General features: G+C 60.6%; 17 protein-coding genes. 11 read left to right on the top strand and 6 right to left on the bottom strand.

The window, feature by feature from the left end; all coding sequences use genetic code 11:
* The first annotated feature begins 172 nt into the window (after positions 1–172).
* The 9 genes from B2A78_RS07765 (at position 173) to B2A78_RS07725 (ending at position 10,370) form a co-directional block, all read left to right on the top strand.
* Positions 173–1,288 (top strand): NAD-dependent epimerase/dehydratase family protein, encoded by a 1,116-nt coding sequence (locus B2A78_RS07765; protein ID WP_077729353.1) that lies wholly within the window; start codon positions 173–175, stop codon positions 1,286–1,288.
* Complete coding sequence (locus B2A78_RS07760; protein ID WP_077729351.1) at positions 1,285–2,445, top strand: NAD-dependent epimerase/dehydratase family protein; 1,161 nt, start codon at positions 1,285–1,287, stop codon at positions 2,443–2,445. The genes B2A78_RS07765 and B2A78_RS07760 overlap by 4 nt, the downstream gene beginning before the upstream one ends.
* Positions 2,446–3,313: 868 nt before the next feature.
* Positions 3,314–4,321, top strand: a complete 1,008-nt coding sequence (locus B2A78_RS07755) for a zinc-binding dehydrogenase (RefSeq protein ID WP_205780698.1) — start codon at positions 3,314–3,316, stop codon at positions 4,319–4,321.
* Entirely contained in the window at positions 4,318–5,346 is a 1,029-nt protein-coding gene (locus B2A78_RS07750; RefSeq protein WP_077729348.1) for a Gfo/Idh/MocA family oxidoreductase, read from the top strand. Before B2A78_RS07755 ends, B2A78_RS07750 begins: the two co-directional genes overlap by 4 nt.
* Entirely contained in the window at positions 5,343–6,503 is a 1,161-nt protein-coding gene (locus B2A78_RS07745; RefSeq protein WP_205780697.1) for a glycosyltransferase family 4 protein, read from the top strand. The genes B2A78_RS07750 and B2A78_RS07745 overlap by 4 nt, the downstream gene beginning before the upstream one ends.
* A gap of 21 nt (positions 6,504–6,524) precedes the next feature.
* Positions 6,525–7,661: a glycosyltransferase gene (locus B2A78_RS07740; protein ID WP_077729347.1), complete on the top strand. Its 1,137-nt coding sequence runs from the start codon at positions 6,525–6,527 to the stop codon at positions 7,659–7,661.
* Positions 7,662–7,672: 11 nt separating this feature from the next.
* Positions 7,673–8,857, top strand: a complete 1,185-nt coding sequence (locus B2A78_RS07735; RefSeq protein WP_077729346.1) for a glycosyltransferase — start codon at positions 7,673–7,675, stop codon at positions 8,855–8,857.
* 2 nt (positions 8,858–8,859) lie between these two features.
* Positions 8,860–9,969 (top strand): glycosyltransferase, encoded by a 1,110-nt coding sequence (locus tag B2A78_RS07730; protein WP_077729344.1) that lies wholly within the window; start codon positions 8,860–8,862, stop codon positions 9,967–9,969.
* 122 nt (positions 9,970–10,091) lie between these two features.
* A complete protein-coding gene (locus B2A78_RS07725) occupies positions 10,092–10,370 on the top strand; it encodes a hypothetical protein (RefSeq protein ID WP_077729343.1) in 279 nt (92 codons plus the stop codon).
* 142 nt (positions 10,371–10,512) lie between these two features.
* On the opposite strand, the gene B2A78_RS07720 is transcribed toward B2A78_RS07725, so the two are convergent.
* Together B2A78_RS07720 and B2A78_RS07715 are read right to left on the bottom strand one after the other, a co-directional pair.
* Entirely contained in the window at positions 10,513–10,956 is a 444-nt protein-coding gene (locus B2A78_RS07720; protein ID WP_077729341.1) for a hypothetical protein, read from the bottom strand.
* A gap of 174 nt (positions 10,957–11,130) precedes the next feature.
* A complete protein-coding gene (locus B2A78_RS07715; RefSeq protein ID WP_240502443.1) occupies positions 11,131–11,505 on the bottom strand; it encodes a GNAT family N-acetyltransferase in 375 nt (124 codons plus the stop codon).
* Positions 11,506–12,191: 686 nt separating this feature from the next.
* Here B2A78_RS07715 and B2A78_RS07710 point away from each other — a divergent pair.
* Both B2A78_RS07710 and B2A78_RS07705 read left to right on the top strand, forming a co-directional pair.
* Complete coding sequence (locus B2A78_RS07710) at positions 12,192–12,641, top strand: SRPBCC family protein (RefSeq protein WP_077729339.1); 450 nt, start codon at positions 12,192–12,194, stop codon at positions 12,639–12,641.
* A gap of 417 nt (positions 12,642–13,058) precedes the next feature.
* Positions 13,059–14,486: an amino acid permease gene (locus B2A78_RS07705; RefSeq protein ID WP_240502442.1), complete on the top strand. Its 1,428-nt coding sequence runs from the start codon at positions 13,059–13,061 to the stop codon at positions 14,484–14,486.
* Between the two features lie 250 nt (positions 14,487–14,736).
* Here the strand turns inward: B2A78_RS07705 and B2A78_RS07700 are convergent, their stop codons facing one another.
* The 4 genes from B2A78_RS07700 to B2A78_RS07685 all read right to left on the bottom strand — a co-directional run bounded on the left by B2A78_RS07700 (position 14,737) and on the right by B2A78_RS07685 (position 19,391).
* Positions 14,737–15,327 (bottom strand): hypothetical protein, encoded by a 591-nt coding sequence (locus tag B2A78_RS07700; RefSeq protein ID WP_139841053.1) that lies wholly within the window; start codon positions 15,325–15,327, stop codon positions 14,737–14,739.
* A gap of 220 nt (positions 15,328–15,547) precedes the next feature.
* Complete coding sequence (locus B2A78_RS07695; RefSeq protein ID WP_205780696.1) at positions 15,548–15,799, bottom strand: GlsB/YeaQ/YmgE family stress response membrane protein; 252 nt, start codon at positions 15,797–15,799, stop codon at positions 15,548–15,550.
* Positions 15,800–15,927: 128 nt separating this feature from the next.
* On the bottom strand, positions 15,928–16,758 hold the full coding sequence (locus tag B2A78_RS07690) for a substrate-binding domain-containing protein (protein WP_077729481.1): 831 nt from the start codon (positions 16,756–16,758) through the stop codon (positions 15,928–15,930).
* 185 nt (positions 16,759–16,943) lie between these two features.
* Complete coding sequence (locus tag B2A78_RS07685; protein WP_077729336.1) at positions 16,944–19,391, bottom strand: arylsulfatase; 2,448 nt, start codon at positions 19,389–19,391, stop codon at positions 16,944–16,946.
* Positions 19,392–19,447: the final 56 nt, after the last annotated feature.

The following is a 19,447-nucleotide window of genomic DNA, read 5'->3' as shown; positions in this document are numbered from 1 at the left end:
GGATTCGTAGGTCGGCAATCCTTTGCCGACGAGCCGCTGGCCGACGGGCTGCGTCGGGAAAGGATTCCCGACCTATAGAGATCGATGGAGTCGCAGGACGGCAATCCTTTGCCGACAACACGTCTCGACGACACCGGAGCATCACCGAAACGATGGATCGACAGGAGTGACCATGGAAAGGATCTTGATTACCGGAGGAGCAGGGTTCATCGGCTCGCACCTTGCCGATGGGTTGATCGACCAAGGCTACCGGGTCCGGGTGCTCGACACTCTCAGCGAGCAAGTCCACGGCGATAACCGACAGCCGCCGCAATACCTCAATCCCGCGGTCGAATTCATGCACGGCGACGTGTGCGATGCCGGCGCAGTCCGAGAGGCGCTACGGAACGTGGATGCCGTGTTCCACTTTGCCGCCGCGGTCGGTGTGGGCCAAAGCATGTATCAGATCGAGCGATACACCGACATCAATAACCGCGGCACCGCCGTGCTGCTGCAATCTCTGATCGAACAACCGGTGAAAAAGCTGGCCGTGGCGTCCAGTATGAGCGTTTACGGCGAAGGACTTTACCGGACCACCAGTGGTCAGACCTGCACCCCCCCGGAACGGCCGCTGACGCAGCTTCAGCACGGCCAGTGGGAACTGACCGACAACAACGGCGATCCGCTGCAACCCCTGCCCACGCCGGAATCGAAGACGACCTCGCCCGCGTCGGTCTACGCCTTGTCGAAATACGACCAGGAGCGTTTATGCCTGCTGGTCGGCCAAGCCTACAACATTCCGGCCGTCGCGCTCCGCTTCTTCAACGTTTACGGGACCCGGCAGGCCTTGTCCAACCCTTACACCGGCGTGCTCGCCATCTTCGCCTCGCGTTATCTCAACGGCAACAGCCCGTCGATCTTCGAGGACGGCGAACAAAGACGCGATTTCGTGAATATCCGGGACGTAGTGCAGGCCTGTGTGCTCGCGCTCGAGCGCGACGAGGCCGCCGGTCGGGCACTCAATGTCGGCAGCGGCCGCAGCTATACGGTGCGCGAGATTGCCGAGCAGATGGGTCGGTTGCTCGGCAGGGAAGAGATTCGGCCGGTAATCACCGAGCAATATCGGGTCGGCGATATCCGCCACTGCTTCGCCGATATCGGCGAGGCCCAAAACATCCTCGGCTATAGGCCCCGCATCGAGCTGGAGGAAGGCATGGCGGAACTGGCGGAATGGCTGCAAACCCAGCCCGCTTTCGACCGGTTCGAGGCGGCGAACGAGGAACTTTCGCAGCGGGGACTGCGGCTATGAACGACAAGCACCAACCGTTGAATCCGAAGCAAGGTTTTACCGGAAACGACCTGAGGCCGGTGCTGATCACCGGCGGAGCGGGGTTCGTCGGGACCAATCTCGCGGATCGCCTGCTCGACGACGGCATTCCGGTGCTGATCTTCGACAATCTGGGCCGGCCGGGCGTCGAGCGCAATCTCGACTGGCTCCGCTCTACCCATGGTAACCGGGTCCAGGTCGACATCGCCGATATCCGGGATTTTCACGCGGTCCGGAACGCCGTGCACCGGGCCCGGCAGGTATTCCACTTCGCCGCGCAGGTGGCGGTCACCACCAGCATCGAAAATCCGGCCGCCGATTTCGAGGTAAACCTCCGCGGCACGCTCAACATACTCGAAGGCTTGCGCTCGGCCTCGAATCCGCCGCCGCTGGTTTACACCTCGACCAACAAGGTGTACGGCGATCTCGGCGATCTCGGCGTACGCCGCCAGGGCGATCGCTATATGCCGCACGACGAGGAAACCGCCCGAAACGGTGTCGGCGAAGACCGGCCCCTGGATTTTCACAGCCCCTATGGATGCTCGAAAGGCGGAGCCGACCAATACGTCCTCGACTATGCGCGCAGCTACGGGCTGCCTACGGCCGTGTTCCGCATGAGCTGCATCTACGGGCCGCACCAGTACGGCACCGAGGACCAGGGCTGGGTGGCTCACTTTCTGATTCGAGCCTTGCAGGATCGGCCGATTACCATCTACGGCGATGGCCTTCAGGTCCGGGATGTGCTGTTCGTCGAAGACTTGGTAAGAGCCTTGCGGCTCGCCGGAGACAACATCGGCCGGCTGCGCGGACAGGCCTTCAATGTCGGCGGCGGACCGGCCAGGACGACCAGCCTGATCGAACTGGTGGACCTCATCGAGGAACTGCACGGCCGCCGGCCTGAGCTGGCATTCGCGCCGTGGCGCACCGGCGATCAGAAGTACTACGTCTCCGACATCCGAAAGCTGGACCGCGCCATCGGCTGGCGACCGGAAACCGCCGTGCACGACGGGGTGGCGGCGACATACGAATGGTTACTAATGTACTCGGACCAAAAGACGCGGTACAACCCCGGCAAGACAGCGGCAGTGCGGTCGAAGGGACTAAAAGGAAGCTTTGATTACGAATGGCCGGGAAAGTAAAGCCACAAACACTCCCTCTCCCTCTGGGAAAAATCGGCAGGGCGAGGCGCAACGCGACGAGCGGGCAGGCCTGGGATGGGCTGCCCCGGACTCGCGAGCGAAGCGGGACAGCGTAGCGTGGCGAGGCCGATTTGCACGCGCGAGCTCCGCTTGCGGCTCCGCATAGGGAACGTGCGGAGTGATTGGGCTAGGGTGCGGGTGAGTTGAATAGGGCTTAACTTTACGCAACTTTATTTACGCGCAGTAAATCTCTGTTCGGAGTAAAAAACTTGCGTAATTGACTGACTTAAAGGGTCCTCGCCCAACCCTCTCCCGGAGAGTAGAGGTATCTGTACAAATCGTCACCCCGGCATGGATTGCCGGGGTCCAGAGGCTAAGGACGGCAACGGCCTCTCACATCCATGTGTTCTGGATTCCGGCATCCAATCGCAAACGGTTGCTTTAGTCGCAACCCTTCCCTGCCGGAATGACGGTTTTGCGGACTTGTGTAGATACCTTTGGTCAGAGGGAGATGGCTTTTTTCAAAGCTTTACTTATTAATCAGGCCCGTAAATACCCTCCTGGTATTTCGGGCCGCCGCCCAGGCCCGGTACACGCCCGGCCTGGGCTCACGCGGCTTGTCGCCGCGCCGGGGCATCCCTGCCCCGGATCAACCCGGCCTATATTTATAGGCCGGGTTAATAACACGACAGTTAGCACTGGACACCCCTTGGAATCCGACCGATGCGTGGAATCCGAGAGTGCTTAAACAGGGAACGATAGCGAAGCGGTCAGCAGCATGAACATCTGATCTCTTGCCGGCCGATGCCCGCTTCCGGAACGGGACAATCTCAGCACGGATGGCTGAGCACAAGGAGGACATCAACGCGTGAGACCGGCAACGGAACAAGCTCCCTTACAGGCAACCGTCGCCCAGATTCGCTGCTTGGCGGCGGTTTTCAGAGGACCGAAGGACCTTCGAGTAATGCCCGTCTCGGTGCCCCCACCGGGTCCTGGGCAGGTGCGCGTCAAGCTGGAAGGCTGCGGCGTCTGCGGTTCGAATCTCCCGGTCTGGGAAGGACGCCCCTGGTTCGACTACCCCTTCCCGCCCGGCGCCCCCGGACACGAAGGCTGGGGCCGCGTCGAGGCAGTGGGCGCGGACGTCGAGCGTCCGGCGGTGGGCACTCGGGTAGCGGTTTTGTCCTATCACGCCTACGCCGGATACGATCTGGTCGAAGCCAGCGCCGCCATTCCTCTTCCCGCCGTGCTCGACGACCAGATCTTCCCAGGCGAACCCCTGGCTTGCGCGATGAACGTGTTTCACCGCAGCGGCATCAAGTCCGGAGAAACGGTCGCCATCGTCGGCATCGGGTTTCTGGGCGCCCTGCTCGTCGGCCTGTCGGCCAAGGCCGGAGCCCGCGTGATCGCACTGTCCCGCCGTCCCTACGCACTCGATGTCGCACGCCGCCAAGGCGCCGACGAAACCCTGTCGATCGGTGATTTTCAGGCTGCCGTCGACCGCGTCAAAGAACTGACCGGGGATGTCGGCTGCGACTGCGTGATCGAGGTCGGGGGAGAACAGTACACCCTGGATCTGGCCACCGAATTGACCCGAGTACGGGGTCGCTTGGTGATCGCCGGCTACCATCAGGACGGGCCGCGCCAGGTGAACATGCAATTGTGGAACTGGCGCGGCCTGGACGTCATCAACGCCCACGAACGCGACCCGCAGCGATACGCCGACGGTCTGCACGCCGCGATCGCGGCTGTGGCCACCGGACGCATCGATCCGTCGCCGCTTTACACCCACCGATTCGCCCTCAAGGAGCTGCCCCAGGCTTTCGAGCTGATGCGGTCGCGCCCGGATGGCTTTCTGAAAGCGGTGGTGCTGCTATGAGCGCGACTCCGGTACAAAACGCGACTACGGAAGTTCGGCCGAACCGTCCGCGGCTGGGCTTTCTCGGCGTCGGCTGGATCGGCCGCAACCGGATGGCCGCCCTGGCGGAAGAGGGTTGCGCCGAGATCGTCGCCCTCGCCGATCCGTCCCCGGAAGCCCTGAAGGAAGCGTCGCACCTCGCGCCCGGAGCCGCCCTGAGCGAACGTCCGGAGAGCCTCTTCGAGAACTCTGTGGACGGGATAGTCATTGCCACGCCCAGCGCCGCTCACGCCCGGCAAGCGATGGCCGCTCTCGAAAGAGGCCTTGCGGTGTTCTGCCAAAAACCGCTGGCCAGGACCCGGCAGGAAACGCGAAGCATCGTCGATGCGGCGCGCCGTGCGGACAGGCTGTTGGGCGTGGATTTGAGCTACCGCTACGTACGCGGCATGGCGGAAATTCGCGACGCCATCCGCCGGGGCGATCTGGGCGAAATCTATGCCGTGGACCTGACCTTCCACAACGCCTATGGCCCGGACAAGCCGTGGTTCTACGACCTCGCCCTGGCGGGCGGCGGCTGCGTCATGGATCTGGGCGTCCACCTCGTGGATCTGGCGCTGTGGATGCTGGATTTTCCGGACGTCACCGAGGTCGTCAGCCGCCTGTACGCCCGCGGGAGGCTCCTGGCAAAACCGGCTGCCGAGATCGAAGACTATGCCGTCGCGGAGATCGGATTCCGAGGCGGCGCCGTCGCTCGCATCGCCTGTTCCTGGCGGCTTTCGGCCGGCCGCGATGCGGCGATCGATTTCTCTTTCCACGGCACCGGGGGCGGGGCCGCGCTCCGCAATGTCGACGGCTCCTTCTACGACTTCATCGTCGAACGCTTCCACGGAACCCGGCGCGAAGCCGTCGCCAGCCCTCCCGACCCCTGGGGCGGGAGGGCGCTCATCGATTGGACACGGAGGCTCGGCCAAGAAGGGCGCTTCGCCCCGGAAGCCCGGCAGTTCGTCGAAATCGCAACCGTACTCGACAGGATCTACGGACGATGAAAATCCTCATGACGGCCGACACGATCGGAGGCGTCTGGCGGTACGCGCTGGAGCTGGCCCGCGGATTGGAAGCTTTCGGGGCGGACATCGTGCTGGCCACGATGGGCGCCCCCCTGTCCGCCGAACAGCGGCGCGAAGCCGCGGCCCTTCACCATGTCCGGGTGGCCGAGAGCCGCTACAAACTGGTCTGGATGGACGATCCCTGGGAGGATCTCGAAGCAGCCGGCCGGTGGCTGCTGAAGCTGGCGAAGGACGCCAATCCGTCGCTGATTCATTTGAACGATTACCCCCACGGCCATCTGGCCTGGCCGGCTCCGGTCCTGATGGTCGGCCACTCCTGCGTGCTGTCGTGGTGGCAAGCGGTATATGGCGAGCCGGCGCCGAAGCGCCTGGACCGCTATCGGGACGTCGTTCGAACCGGGCTGCGGGCGGCGGACTGCCTGGTCGCACCGACCGCGGCCATGCTCGCCGAATTGCGCAGGCTGTACGGTCCTTTGCCGACAGCCCGCGTGATCTCCAATGGGCGCGCCGGCCAGCCCGAGAGCAACAAAAAGCCCTTTATCCTCTCGGCCGGCCGATTATGGGACCCGGCCAAGAATATCGCCGCTCTCGCCCGAATCGCCCCGCGCCTGTCATGGCCCGTCTACATCGCCGGCGAAGCCCGACATCCCGACGGCGGAACGTCCGACTTCGCGGACACCCATTGCCTCGGGCGGCTTTCTCCCGAGCAACTCGCGAACTGGTTCGCCCATGCCGCTATCTACGCCCTGCCCGCCCGCTACGAACCATTCGGTTTATCGGCGCTGGAAGCGGCCTCGGCGGGATGCGCCCTGGTGCTCGGCGACATCCCCAGCCTTCGCGAAATCTGGCAGGACGCTGCCTTGTTCGTATCGCCGAACGATACCGAGCAACTCCGCTCGACGCTTCAGGAACTGATCGACCGGCCGGACCTGCGGCACGACTGGGCGGCCAAGGCCCGGATCAGAGCGGCCTGGTTCACGCCGGAACGGATGGCCGCCGCGTACTGGAATGCTTATCACGATTTGATCGCCGACCGACGGACGACCAAACGCCGGGCCGGCAAGACGACGAACGTCTCTTTTCACTCGCAAACGGCATCGCCGGGAGCGCCGGTGCGACCCGATCGCCACGTCTAACTAAAACAATGGAATCTTAGAATGAAATTTGTCCTCTTCTATCACTCTCTGATCTCCGACTGGAACCACGGCAATGCCCATTTCCTGCGGGGCATCGCCACCGAACTGCTGCAGCGCGGCCACCGCGTCGAGGTTTACGAACCGACCGACGGCTGGAGTCTTCAGAACCTCCGCGCCGAGCGGCTTCCCGGCTCGCTGATGGGCTTTTTCGAGGCCTATCCACAGCTGCTCAGCCGCTTTTATAACGTCGACGATATCGACATCGGCGCCGTTCTGGCGGATGCCGACGTGGTCATCGTGCATGAGTGGAACGATCCCGCTTTGGTCAAAAAGATCGGACGCCATCGCGCCCGATCGGGGCACTACGTCTTGCTGTTCCACGACACCCATCATCGGGCGGTGACCGATCCCGAATCGATCGCCCGATACGATCTGGAACACTACGACGGGGTGCTGGCCTTCGGCAAGGTACTGCGCGACATCTATTTGGACCGGGGCTGGGCCTCGCGGGCCTGGACCTGGCACGAGGCCGCCGATACCCGCGTATTCCGTCCGATGCCGCGCGAGCCCGAGGAAGGAGATTTGATCTGGATAGGCAACTGGGGCGACGACGAGCGCACCCGCGAGCTCAAGGAATTTCTCATCGATCCGGTCAAGACGCTCAAGCTGAGGACGCGCATTTACGGCGTGCGCTACCCGGCACGGGCGCTCGACGTCTTGTCCGACGCCGGAATCGAATACGGCGGATGGCTGCCGAATTATGAGGTTCCCCGAATGTTCGCCCGTTTCAAGGTGACGGTTCACATTCCGCGGCGGCCTTATCGCAGGGCGCTGCCGGGCATACCCACGATACGCCCCTTCGAAGCGCTGGCCTGCGGCATTCCGCTGGTCAGCGCGCCCTGGGACGATGTCGAGGGCTTGTTTACGCCCGGCCGGGATTTCCTGGTCGCCCGCACCCGTCACGAAATGGAGGAAGCCGTCGCAGCGGTTCTGCACGACCGCAAATTCGCGCAGAGTCTGGCCGCGCAGGGACGCGCCACCATACTCAGACGCCACACCTGCGCGCACCGAATCGACGAGCTGTTGGACATCTGCCGCGAACTGCGCCTGTCCCGCTCCGCGGAACACAAATCGAGGAAAGAGCCCGCTGTCACATAGGAGACGTCTTCATGAAACACCGGCTGCAAGTCGCATTCTTCGGCTCCAGTCTGGTCTCGTCCTACTGGAACGGCGCGGCCACGTACTACCGCGGACTGATTCGCGCCTTGAGCGTGCTGGGGTACCGCACTACCTTCTACGAGCCGGATGCCTTCGAGCGGCAGCAGCATCGCGATATGGCCAATCCGACCTGGGCCAACGTCGTGGTTTATCCAGCCACGGAACAGGGCGTTTCGAAAGCGCTGGAAGCCGCCCGGCAGGCGGATATCCTGGTCAAGGCAAGCGGCGTCGGCGTGTTCGACGACTGGCTGGAACGCGAAATTCCGGGCCTTCGGGCGCCAAACCGAATGGTCATCTATTGGGACGTCGATGCCCCGGCCACCTTGGAGCGGGTTCACCAGAATCCCAACGATCCGTTCCGTACCCTGATTCCCCATTACGACCTGATCCTGACCTACGGCGGCGGACCGCCTGTCGTAGAGGCTTACCGGGCACTGGCCGCACGCGATTGCGTGCCGGTCTATAACGCGCTGGACCCGGCCATTCATTATCCCGTGACACCGGATCCCCGGTTTGCCGCCACTTTGGGATTTCTCGGAAACCGCCTCCCGGACCGGGAAACGCGGGTGCACGAATTCTTCTTCAGTCCCGCGGCGAAACTCCCGAAAGCCGATTTCCTGCTCGGCGGAAACGGGTGGGAATGCAACATACCGGAACTCCCCAATCTCCGCTATCTCGGCCATGTATACGCCCAGGATCACAACGCGTTCAATTGCAGCTCGCGCATGGTCCTCAACATCAACCGCAGCAGCATGGCGCGCTTCGGCTACTCCCCCGCCACCCGAGTATTCGAGGCGGCGGGTGCCGGCGCCTGCATCGTCACCGACGCCTGGGAGGGCATCGAGCAATTTCTGGAACCCGGCCGGGAAATTCTGGTTGCCCGGACCGGGGACGATGTCGTCCGGCATCTTGAAACGACGTCCGAAGAACGTGCTCGGGCGATCGGCGCCGCCGCCATGCGGCGGGTGATCGCGGAGCATACCTATGCGCACCGGGCGGCGCTGGTCCACCGTATTCTGACCGGACTGGCGGATGACGGCGTTTCGAGCAATACGCCCGCGCCTCGATCCAATGCTGAGGAGAACTCTCTTCCCGATCGGTTCAACCCCTCCTTAAACCCACACACAGGAGCTTGATCATGTCCGAGCCATTGAACATCGTCATACTGGGACTCTCGATTACGTCATCCTGGGGCAATGGCCACGCCACGACTTATCGGGCGCTGGTACACGGCTTGAGCGCGCGCGGCCATAGCGTACTGTTTCTGGAACGCGACCAGCCCTGGTATGCGAAAAACCGCGACCTGCCCAACCCGCCTTACGGCACGACCCGCCTTTATGCCGATCTTGACGAACTGAAAGATCGGTTCACCGACGAGGTGGCGCAAGCCGATCTGGTCATCGTCGGCTCGTACGTTCCGGACGGCGTCGAGGTCGGACAATGGGTGATCGCCACGGCGCGCGGCCTTACCGCTTTCTACGACATCGATACGCCGATCACGCTGGCTAAACTGGTGCACGGCGATTGTGAATATCTGCACCCGGATCTAATCCCCCGCTACGAGCTTTATCTATCCTTCACCGGCGGTCCGCTCCTGTCCTGGCTCAAACGCTCGTACCGCGCTCAACGGGTGGAACCGCTCTACTGCTCGGTAGACCCGGATCTACATTCTTCAGACTTCGGCCCCATCGAGTACGACCTCGGCTACATGGGCACTTACAGCGAAGACCGGCAGCCGGCGGTCGAGGAATTGCTGCTGAAACCCGCGCGTCAGTGGGCACAGGGGCGATTTGCGATCGTCGGAGCGCAATACCCGGAAACGATAGCCTGGCCTCCGAACGTTCACCGCATCGAACACTTGCCGCCCGCCGCTCACCGGCGCTTCTATACCTCGCAGCGTTTCACGCTGAACGTCACCCGCCACGAGATGGTACGCGCCGGATACTCGCCCAGCGTGCGCCTGTTCGAAGCCGCCGCCTGCGGGACGCCGGTCATCTCGGATCGTTGGCAAGGTCTCAACAGCTTCTTCAAGATCGGTGAAGAAATTCTGGTGGCCGAACGCGCCGAGGACGTTCTGCGTCATCTCCAGGAGACCTCGGATGCCGAACGGACCCGCATCGGCGAGCGGGCGCGTGCCAAGGTGCTTTCGGCCCATACCTCGATTCATCGGGCCATAGAGTTGGAAAACCATGTGCGCCGGGCACGCGGGGGATTCCCTAGACCCCGCATCATTCATAGCTACGGTTAGAACGTTTTTTACTAGGGTGCAGGAACGGGCGGCATACGAAACCGTCACACCCTACACCGAACTAAAAAATGTTCTCGCCGCAAGGCTTCATTACCGAATGATCAATGCCAGGAGGTGTCGTCATGTCGCACGAATCGAAAAAAACGACGAATCACGAGGAGATTCGCCGCTGGGTGGAAGAACGGGGAGGCTGGCCCGCCACCGTTAAAGGTACCGCCGGCAAAGGCGACGAGGCAGGCATCCTGCGCATCCGGTTCACCGAAGGCGGTGAAACGCTGGAGCGGATCTCCTGGGAGGCGTTCTTCGACAAGTTCGAAGAGCAAAAGCTGGCTTTTCTTTATCAGGAAAGGACCCAGAGCGGAGAGATAAGCCGTTTTTTCAAGCTGGTGCGGCGCGACTGATCGTCGCCCCGTAGAACGCAAGAAAATACTTTCTTTGTCGCCGGCTGCACCGCGCGGAATTGGAATCCCGGACCGGGCAGCAGCCGATAAGGCGGCGGGAACCTGCAAGCGCAACCAGCAGACGGCCCGGTTGACCGAGAGGTTAGGCCACAGATGAATCATCGGTGAGCTCAACGGCGTTTTCGTCGCACCAAAGGCGCAACGCCTTTTCAGTCTCGCGGGATTCGTATTCGTACCAGCGTTCAAGCTGGTTTCGGCTATTCAAGAAATCTTTGAAGCGACCGTAAGCGCCTTTCTTTCGAAAAAACTCGGAAACGGTTTCGTATTCGCCGGGGAGTTCTTGCTCTACGAATGACAATACCAGGTTATGCCCCAAGTCCAGATCGTGCTTGCGAGGAACTTCGACGTACCTGTCTGATGTTTCGAGATCGTCGGGAACTTCTTCTTCGAAGTCGAACTCGGGTGACAAATAGTGAATCGTTCCGGTGTCCCGATCGATGAAGGCCCTGCTGTCAAAGGGCGCGCCGGAACTCACGAATTCGAAGGCATCAAGGAGATCTGAGTATCTGAGCTTTGCGATGGACATATGGTACGTGGCCTCATGTGCCGAACAATCGGCGCTTGGTGACTGGGTCAAGCTTTTGTTGTTTTAACTTCGGCTTGGTTCAGCTAAGTGAACTTCGTCATTTTGCGTAAAAAAATCAAAGCGAATAACCAAAGCGTGGGCCGTTTTGCTAACGTCACCGGTAATCGGGCCGCGTTAGCAGCTCCGGTGCACCGCCTCGTTAGGCTGTTTTTCCATCTTAACTGTCATGCCATTTCTTTCTACGACGACAAACCCCATTCGCTCATACAGCCTTTTGGCCGGATTGTCTTCAAAGGTCGTAAGACGAATGCTGACCTTTGAATAAGTAGCAAGTAGACGGTTCAAGAGCTTTGTGCCAATACCTTGGCCCTGCCGGGCAGGGGATAACTGGATGTTGTCGATGTAAATCGATGTGGGTTCTTTGATTACGCTGAGGTAACCAGCTCGTTTACCGGCAATGATCACCATGGTTATGTTCTCAACGACGAATCCGTTACGGAACTCGGTTGAAACCCAGCCTCCCCAGTGTTTATAGAATAAATCATGCATGTTCCTCTTGGTGAGACGGTAACAGTATGCGTAGTCATCAGAAGTAGCAGGTCTAAGTTCGTAATCCATTGTTCACCGCTTATGCCACACAGCCCAATCGTGAATGGTCAGCTCGTAGGGCGGGTTAGGCGATAGCCGCCGATTCCGCGGCAAGGCGGGTTACGGCTATCGCCTAACCCGCCCTACGGACTGTTTCAGGTAAGCCGGACGGGCATTCATATGGTCACGCCGTTGACGCCCGGCGCACCAGTCAGAGTTTTTCGCCATCCTGTTAAGCGCCGGAATGCTGAATTGTTCTTGTTACCCGCGTCAAGTCAGAAAAAGCTTACGAACTCGGCCTGATAAGACTGATACGCGATGACCGAAGCGGTTTTCCCGAAGATTCGGCGTTCTGTGGAAAACTGGCCGAAGAGGCCAAGGATGGCGTCGGACCGAATTGCAGATCTTTGTTCTGGATGCCGGTATCCAAAACACACGGATGTGATCCGGGCATACGCCGCCCTTGGCTTCTGGATTCCTTTCGAACCGTGCCAATCGCCCGGTGTCTAATTTTTGAGCTGATGAGTGATCGAACGGCGGCGATTGCGGCGTTTTGGGCACCATCGGTAACGACTTATTGAACCCATGCATCGTTCGACCGGTGCATTCCGGACAAACCGAATAGACCAGATCCGAAGGAGTGTGAAATGGCAAGCGTGCACAAATCCATAGAGGTCAACGTGCCGGTAAGAGTTGCGTATAACCAGTGGACCCAGTTCGAGGATTTTCCCAGTTTCATGGAGAACATCGTGGAGGTGCGCCAGATCGACGATAGCCATGTGCATTGGCATGCCGAGATCGGCGGAAAACACAAGGAATGGGACACCGAAATCGTCGAGCAGGTACCGGATCAGCGCATCGCATGGCGTACCACGGCCGGACCGGAGAACCACGGGATCGTGAGTTTCGAGCCGGTGGGCGGCGACCGCACCCGTGTCAGCGTGGATATCGAATATCAGCCCGAGACCACGATGGAGAAGGTCGGCGATATGCTCGGAATGGTGTCTTCCAACGTGGAAGAGGACCTGGAGAACTTCAGGGATTTTCTCGAGTCACGGGGACACGAAACCGGCGCCTGGCGCGGTGAAATCCACTAAAGCGAGGCTCCGAGAGATGGCTGCGGAACACGGCTTGCCGCGTCATCGTTCAAGTCCCGATCGGCCATCGCCTTTCGACTGAAAACCAAAGGAGCGCAGTCCAAGCAAGCCGAGATGAAGCGCTCCCCATTCCAAACCCGCTTTGTCCCCTCTCGCTACGTCCTCCCCAATTCGCCCTCCTGTTTGGCCGAATAAGGAGTTTGGGGAGGGCGGGGCGAGAATGCTTGGCCGTTCCCGGCGAACGGACGCATTTGTCGGCAAGGGATTGTCGATCAACGACAGGTTTGGCCACGACAACCGCGTGCGGGGCGGCCCTCCGCTCCAATCGAGATCTCCCGCTCGCTGGACGGCAGAAATCGTCATCGGTCGAATTTATCAGGCATAATTCCTTTAATAAAACCAGCCCGCGAGAATTCGATGATGCAGATTTTCCGCACCAAAAGAACTACCACGGACGACTTCCAGGACAGTGGACTGAGACGCTGCCTTGGAGCGATGGATCTGACTCTCCTCGGCATCGGCGCCATCATCGGTACCGGAATCTTCGTACTGACCGGCATTGCCGCCGCGACTCAGGCGGGGCCCGCGGTAATCATTTCCTTCGTGATCGCCGGTCTCGCCTGCACCTTCGCCGCGCTGGCCTATGCCGAGCTGGCCTCGAGCGTCGGCGGATGCGGCAGCGCCTACGGATACAGCTATGCAGCGTTCGGCGAGCTGACAGCCTGGATCATCGGCTGGGACCTGATCCTGGAGTACGGGCTCTCGGTAGCCGCCGTGGCCAACGGCTGGTCCGGCTATTTCAACAACGCCTTGACCGCCATCGGTTTGCCGCTGCCCGATTACCTGACCCATGCGCCGGAGCTGGGCGGCATCATCAATCTTCCGGCGGCCGGCATCGTGCTGATTCTCATGATCCTGCTGATCATCGGGGTCAAGGAAAGCGCCCGGCTCAATTCGCTGATGGTTTTCATCAAGTTGCTGACCATAGGCATATTCGTCTCGGTCGCGCTGTTCAACGTCGATCCGGCCAACTGGCAGCCCTTCATGCCTTTCGGCTGGTTCGACCACACGGCCGAGGGCAAACCGATCGGCATTTTCGCGGGAGCGTCCATCGTTTTCTTCGCCTATGTCGGATTCGATGCCGTCTCGACCGCCACCGAAGAAGCGCGCAACCCGAAAAAGGACGTGCCGGTCGGCATCGTGACGGCGCTGGCTTTCTGTACTTTGGTCTATATCCTGGTCGCCGGCCTGCTGACCGCGGTCGTTCCCTACACGGAACTCAACGTGTCCTCTCCCGTGGCCCACGCGCTCCAGCTGTTGGGTTTGAACTGGGCATCCGCACTGGTGGCGACTGGCGTCATTGCCGGGCTGACCACGGTCATGCTTGTGCTCTATTACGCGCTCACCCGGATCATTTTCGCGATGGCCCGCGACGGTCTCCTGTCTCCGTGGTTTTCGACCGTCAACCGGAAAACCCAAACGCCGGTGAGAGTCATCATCCTGTGCGGCTTTCTGATCGCATCCGTAGCGGGTTTCGTGCCGCTGAGCGAGCTTGCCGAACTGGTTAACATCGGTACGCTGTTCGCATTCGTACTCGTCTGCCTCGGCGTCATGATTCTCCGCATCACCGACCCCGGCATGCACCGTCCTTTCAAGGCGCCGGCCAACCCCGTGCTCCCGATACTCGGCGTCCTCTCGTGCGGAGCACTGATGGTTTTTCTTCCGACAACCACCTGGTACCGGTTCATAATCTGGCTCGGTATCGGGCTGATCGTCTATTTCGTCTACTCGGTACGCCACAGCAAGCTCGCGAAAGCGGACGAAGCGCAGACTAGCGAGATCTAGAGCGTTTTTCATCCCGGTGTACGGCTTCGTGTCGGGCGGGAAGAACGTAGGTCGGCAATCCCTTGCCGACTTATCGGCTCGGCAAAGGACTTTGTGGGAAGGGGCGTCCTGGCGCTCCCAGGACGGCCGTTTGCGATTGGGAAGGGATTGCCGACCTACCTATCGGGCTCTCTGACACCGAATCGGAAAATGCTCTAGCCTGCCATAGCCAGAGATAGACAAGCCGGTCCGATCGAGAACTGCGCCAATGTCAGCGGCGGCCGTTGGAGGAGGATGGGGATGAATCGGATTTGTGCCGGGCCACATCGGCGGTCCAGACCAGCCTGACGCGGCTTTTTTTGGCCTTGGTTTCCAGCGGCGCCGCAGTGCCGGCTTGACGCCCGGAGGCCGGGTCTAGAGTCGGTTGCCGCCGTGGAGAAACGATGGTTTTCGGATCGAGAGGCTCGTAGCTGCCGCGCACTCGATCGTCGGGTACCCGACCGATATGCAGCCTGGGCCGGCCTTGCCAGTTTCGTGCATCGTGCAGGAGCTGCGGCGGGCGCACCGTTCGGTATGTGGCACTCGAATCAAATCGGCTTGCTTCATCCACGTCTCCGGAACTTAACGCCGCGGCTCGCGCTCTTTCGCGACTACGCTGATGCAGCCATGCTCTCAGCTCCTTCAGCCTCACCCGCTCGTCCTCGCTGAATTCAAGATCGACGTCATTGAGGGTGGCCGATTCCACTTCTTCGAATCCTTCGTCAACGTCCGGCTCCGGACCGAACTTCTGGGCCGTGGCGGGGCCGGAAAACGCCCATATGACGAGGAATCCCCCCAAAGCATTCTTTGACCAATTGTTCACTATCATCCCCCGCGAAAATCTATGCGAGTCTGCCTCTCTATTCGGGCATGAGGCCTTTGCCTCGCTCAGCGGTTTACACCGCCTTCGGAACCATCAAGACTTCCGGTTGCAGCGATCGCCTTAGCCGTTTCTCGTACTCGCCCCAAAACGACATCGTCCTGGAGAACTCCACCGCCTACGATCGGCGGGCAAAACACACCGGATTCTCCGGAACACCGCACTAAATCAAGGCATTGAGAATGGCCAATAAAATAACGGCGCCGAGCACCGCTGTCGCGAAGCTTATCAAAGATGTCGGACGCTCCACACCCGGCTTTCCTCCGAATCCCAAACGGTCGGCAATCCAGCCGCCGAGAAAGGCGCCTATGATACCCACGGCGATATTACCCAGCATTCCCATCTCGTCTCCCCGACCGACGATCAGGCTTGCTACCCAGCCGGCGATCCCGCCGAAAATAATCCAAAGCAACATATCGATATCTCCCTGTTACGATAACAAAATCGGGAACATCAGTGGCGCAACTGTTCCCGCGATATCGGTATCCGGATTCGGATAATCCTCTAAATTGGGCACATTTTCAGGGTTTTGGTTCCTCCGAACTATTTCTTCGATTTTTCTGCGTTCGAGATCGCGTCCGGGTAAAACAACGGCTGATCGGCGACTTTGAAGTCGGCAATGGTTTTTTGCCCCTCCGTGCCCGTGACGTAGTCGATGTATTTCTTGGCCAGCTCGTAATTCACGTGTTTATGCTTCTTCGGATTTACGGCCATGACATGATAGGGATTGAACAGTGCCGGATCTCCCTCGAATAGAAGCTTCACGGTCAATTTGTCCTTGCTCGCGAGAAAGGTTCCCCGGTCGGTCAGCGCGTAATACGCCTTATCGTCGGCCATTCGCAGCACGGCTCCCATGCCCTGCCCTACCGAAAGATACCATTCGCCTTCCGGCCGCAGCCCCGCTTTCCGCCAAAGAGTCTTTTCCTTGACATGGGTTCCCGATTCGTCGCCGCGGGAAACGAAGCCCGCCTTGGCCGCGGCGATTTTCCTGAAAGCTTCGTCCGTGGTCTTTGCGTTCCTGACACCGGCGGGATCCGTTTCCGGGCCGACGACGACAAAGTCGTTGTGCATCACGGGCTTGCGGTCCACACCGTTTCCCGCCGCCATGAATTTCTCTTCCGCATCGGGATCGTGCACGAAGACGATATCGACATCGCCGCTTTCGCCCAGTTTCATCGCCTTGCCGCTGCCTACGGCGATCACGTCTATCCTGGCCTTGTGCTTTTTCTCGAACGGCGCATTAAGCACCGGCAAGAGCCCCGTGTTCTCGGTACTCGTCGTGGTCGCCATTTTCAGCACCTGTTCGGCCAGGGCCAGGGGAGTAAAAACAACCGAGGCGATCAGGCCGAGAACAACAAGACGATTTCTTAGCATGTTGAATCCTTTTTTGAAGAGCCGATCGGAAACGTAGGTAAATTCATGGACGAGCACCATCCACGTCCCGGCTATTTTTGCTCATCATCGCGAAAACGCAAAAGTCAGACGAATATCGCCCAGCCTGAAACGACCAAATGACGTTCCCCGAGGGTGGGTATCGCAAGACCCGCCTTCCCCGGCCCTTAGTCCATGACTTGCCTCGCCTTTGACGCCATGCTTCGGAGTCTTTCCCGATCGTCGGCGCTCAGGTTCGCGGGCTGAACATCGATTTCCACCTTCTTCAAGGTGCCGGTGAACCGATTGGGCGAAGCGTAGGCGGCGCTTACCGGAGATCCCGAGTCTTCGCCGATGTCGAAGGTTTCGTCGGCGGAAAAACGTCCCCAGGTGGTATGTTCGATCCGGCCTTCGCCGGCCTTCTTGTCGTTGACGAAAAGCGCCGCCGTGCCGCCCTTGCCTATGCCGCCACCGTCGTAGCGGAACTCCATGCGTATGGTATTCGGTCCCGGAGACAGCGGCTCCGAGCCGGTTACGCTGTAACGGGCCTGGGTGACGTAGTTGTACTCGTAAACCGGCCGTCCGTCCTTGACGTAGAGGGCGAAGCCTCCCACCACGCCGCCCTCGGCAACGAGTACGCCGTCCGCTCCGCCCTGGGGCACTTCTATCTCTGCCGTAATGATGTGCGAGCGGTTCTTGACCGGAGCGGCCGAGCCTTCCGGAATGCGCACACCGCCCGGGTAGTAGGTGAACCGTGTCCGTCCCTCGATCAGGCTGGGCCGCAAGCCGGGATCGGTACGCTCGGTCAAGCGATCGTCCAGTGGGAGAACCTGGAACTTCTTGGCTTGCACCCAAAACTCGTCCTGAAGCTTCTTGAGCTTGTCGGGATGTTTCGCGGCCAGATCGTCGGCTTCGCTGAAATCGCGATCCAGGTCGTAAAGTTCCCATTGATCCTCGTCGAAATCGAAGGTCCCGGTGGTCCACGGCAGCCGGCCGTGACGGGCGGCGGCGATCCAGCCGTTCCTGTACAGCGCCCGGTTGCCGAACATTTCGAAATACTGTACCTGCCGCGTGCCTTTTGCGTTCGCATTATCGAAGCCGTACAGCATGCTGACGCCTTCCATCGGCTTCTGCTTGACGCCGTTCACCTCCGTGGGTATCGGGATCTTGGCCGCTTCCAAAATGGTCGGCACGATGTCGATGACGTGGTGGAATTGCGTGCGAATGCCGCCTTTGTCCTTGATGCGATCCGGCCAGGCAACCACCATCGGATTGCGTACGCCGCCCAGGTGCGAGGCGACCTGCTTGCCCCATTGAAACGGCGTGTTCATCGCCCAGGCCCAGCCCACCGGGTAATGGTTGTAAGCGTTGGGCCCGCCGATTTCGTCCAGGTGCTGCACCAGCAAAGCCGGATCTTCGGATAAACCGCCGATGGCCGCCATTTCGTTGAAAGCGCCGTAGAGAGTGCCTTCCATGGAGGCGCCGTTATCGCCGATGATCCAGAAGACGACGGTATTGTGCAACTGGCCGACCTGCTCGATGGCGTCGAGCACGCGGCCCACCTCGTAGTCGGTCTGGGCGGTGTAGGCCGCGAAGGCTTCCATCAGCCGCGCGGCCACCCGCTTCTGGTCGGGCGTCAGCGAGTCGTAGGCCGGTATTTCCTTCGGCCTGGGTGTGAGCTTGGTATCCGGCGGGATCACGCCCAGCTTGAGCTGGCGCTGATAGGTCTCTTCGCGGTACTTGTCCCAGCCCTGGTCGAACTGTCCCTTGAACTTGTCGAGCCACTCCTTCGGCACATGATGTGGGGCGTGCGTCGCGCCCGGAGCGTAATAGACGAAGAACGGCCGGTCGGGCGTGACCGACTGTTGCTGAAAGACGTAGTCGATGGCCTCGTCCGCCAGCGCGTCGTTGAGCGTGTAGCGCCCTTCTCGGCCCTTCGGAACCTGCATCTCCACCCGCTGATGGTCGCGGTAGAGCGCCGGCGCCCACTGGTTGGCCTCTCCGCCGAGGAAGCCGTAAAAATGATCGAAGCCTTGCAGTCCCGGCCAGCGGTCATAGGGGCCCGATACGCTGGTCTCCCAGTCCGGGACATTGTGGTTCTTGCCGAAGAACGCGGTGCTATAGCCGTTCTGGCGCAGAATCTCGGAGACCATCGCGGCGCTCTTGGGAATCTGGCCGGTGTAGCCGGGATAGGCGGTGCCGGTCTCCGTGATCGTGCCGGTACCGACCGAGTGGTGATTGCGTCCGGTCAGAAGAGCCGCGCGGGTGGGCGAACAGAGAGCCGTGGTGTGGAAACGCGTGTAGCTTAGCCCGGCCTTCGCCAGCCGGTCGAGATTGGGCGTCGGAATCTGCCCGCCGAAGGTGCCCCACTGGCCGAACCCGGAATCGTCGATCAAAACCACCAGGACGTTCGGAGCACCGGCCGGCGCTTTGACAACCGGAATCTTGTCCGGCTGAGAGTCCTTGTAAGTGCGTCCGATCTTGCCCTTGAAGGCAGGCTCCGGCGCGGGCAGCACCGTGCCGCGCGGGCCCTCTGCCCATGCGGCGGCAAGCGAGAACGCCAGCAGTATGATCACCCTGAACGGCAACCAGGGGAACATGCCCAAGCGCCGCTTCTGAAAACGGGGTGCGTCCATTTCGATCTCCTTTCGTGGTTTCGCTTCCTTTCCTTCCTCAATTAGACAGGAATTGC

The sequence above is a fragment of the Methylocaldum sp. 14B genome (assembly GCF_002005105.1).
Taxonomy (GTDB): Bacteria; Pseudomonadota; Gammaproteobacteria; order Methylococcales; family Methylococcaceae; genus Methylocaldum.
Note: the sequence above shows the minus strand (reverse complement) of the source record. Positions and strands in the feature narration are given on the sequence as shown.

Coding starts and splice junctions, on each gene's coding strand:
- B2A78_RS07705 (WP_240502442.1), top strand. CDS start 13,059: ATGATGCAGATTTTCCGCACCAAAAGAACTACCACGGACGACTTCCAG.
- B2A78_RS07685 (WP_077729336.1), bottom strand. CDS start 19,391: ATGGACGCACCCCGTTTTCAGAAGCGGCGCTTGGGCATGTTCCCCTGG.
- B2A78_RS07730 (WP_077729344.1), top strand. CDS start 8,860: ATGTCCGAGCCATTGAACATCGTCATACTGGGACTCTCGATTACGTCA.
- B2A78_RS07740 (WP_077729347.1), top strand. CDS start 6,525: ATGAAATTTGTCCTCTTCTATCACTCTCTGATCTCCGACTGGAACCAC.
- B2A78_RS07725 (WP_077729343.1), top strand. CDS start 10,092: ATGTCGCACGAATCGAAAAAAACGACGAATCACGAGGAGATTCGCCGC.
- B2A78_RS07715 (WP_240502443.1), bottom strand. CDS start 11,505: ATGCATGATTTATTCTATAAACACTGGGGAGGCTGGGTTTCAACCGAG.
- B2A78_RS07710 (WP_077729339.1), top strand. CDS start 12,192: ATGGCAAGCGTGCACAAATCCATAGAGGTCAACGTGCCGGTAAGAGTT.
- B2A78_RS07720 (WP_077729341.1), bottom strand. CDS start 10,956: ATGTCCATCGCAAAGCTCAGATACTCAGATCTCCTTGATGCCTTCGAA.
- B2A78_RS07695 (WP_205780696.1), bottom strand. CDS start 15,799: ATGTTGCTTTGGATTATTTTCGGCGGGATCGCCGGCTGGGTAGCAAGC.
- B2A78_RS07735 (WP_077729346.1), top strand. CDS start 7,673: ATGAAACACCGGCTGCAAGTCGCATTCTTCGGCTCCAGTCTGGTCTCG.
- B2A78_RS07765 (WP_077729353.1), top strand. CDS start 173: ATGGAAAGGATCTTGATTACCGGAGGAGCAGGGTTCATCGGCTCGCAC.
- B2A78_RS07690 (WP_077729481.1), bottom strand. CDS start 16,758: ATGCTAAGAAATCGTCTTGTTGTTCTCGGCCTGATCGCCTCGGTTGTT.
- B2A78_RS07760 (WP_077729351.1), top strand. CDS start 1,285: ATGAACGACAAGCACCAACCGTTGAATCCGAAGCAAGGTTTTACCGGA.
- B2A78_RS07750 (WP_077729348.1), top strand. CDS start 4,318: ATGAGCGCGACTCCGGTACAAAACGCGACTACGGAAGTTCGGCCGAAC.
- B2A78_RS07745 (WP_205780697.1), top strand. CDS start 5,343: ATGAAAATCCTCATGACGGCCGACACGATCGGAGGCGTCTGGCGGTAC.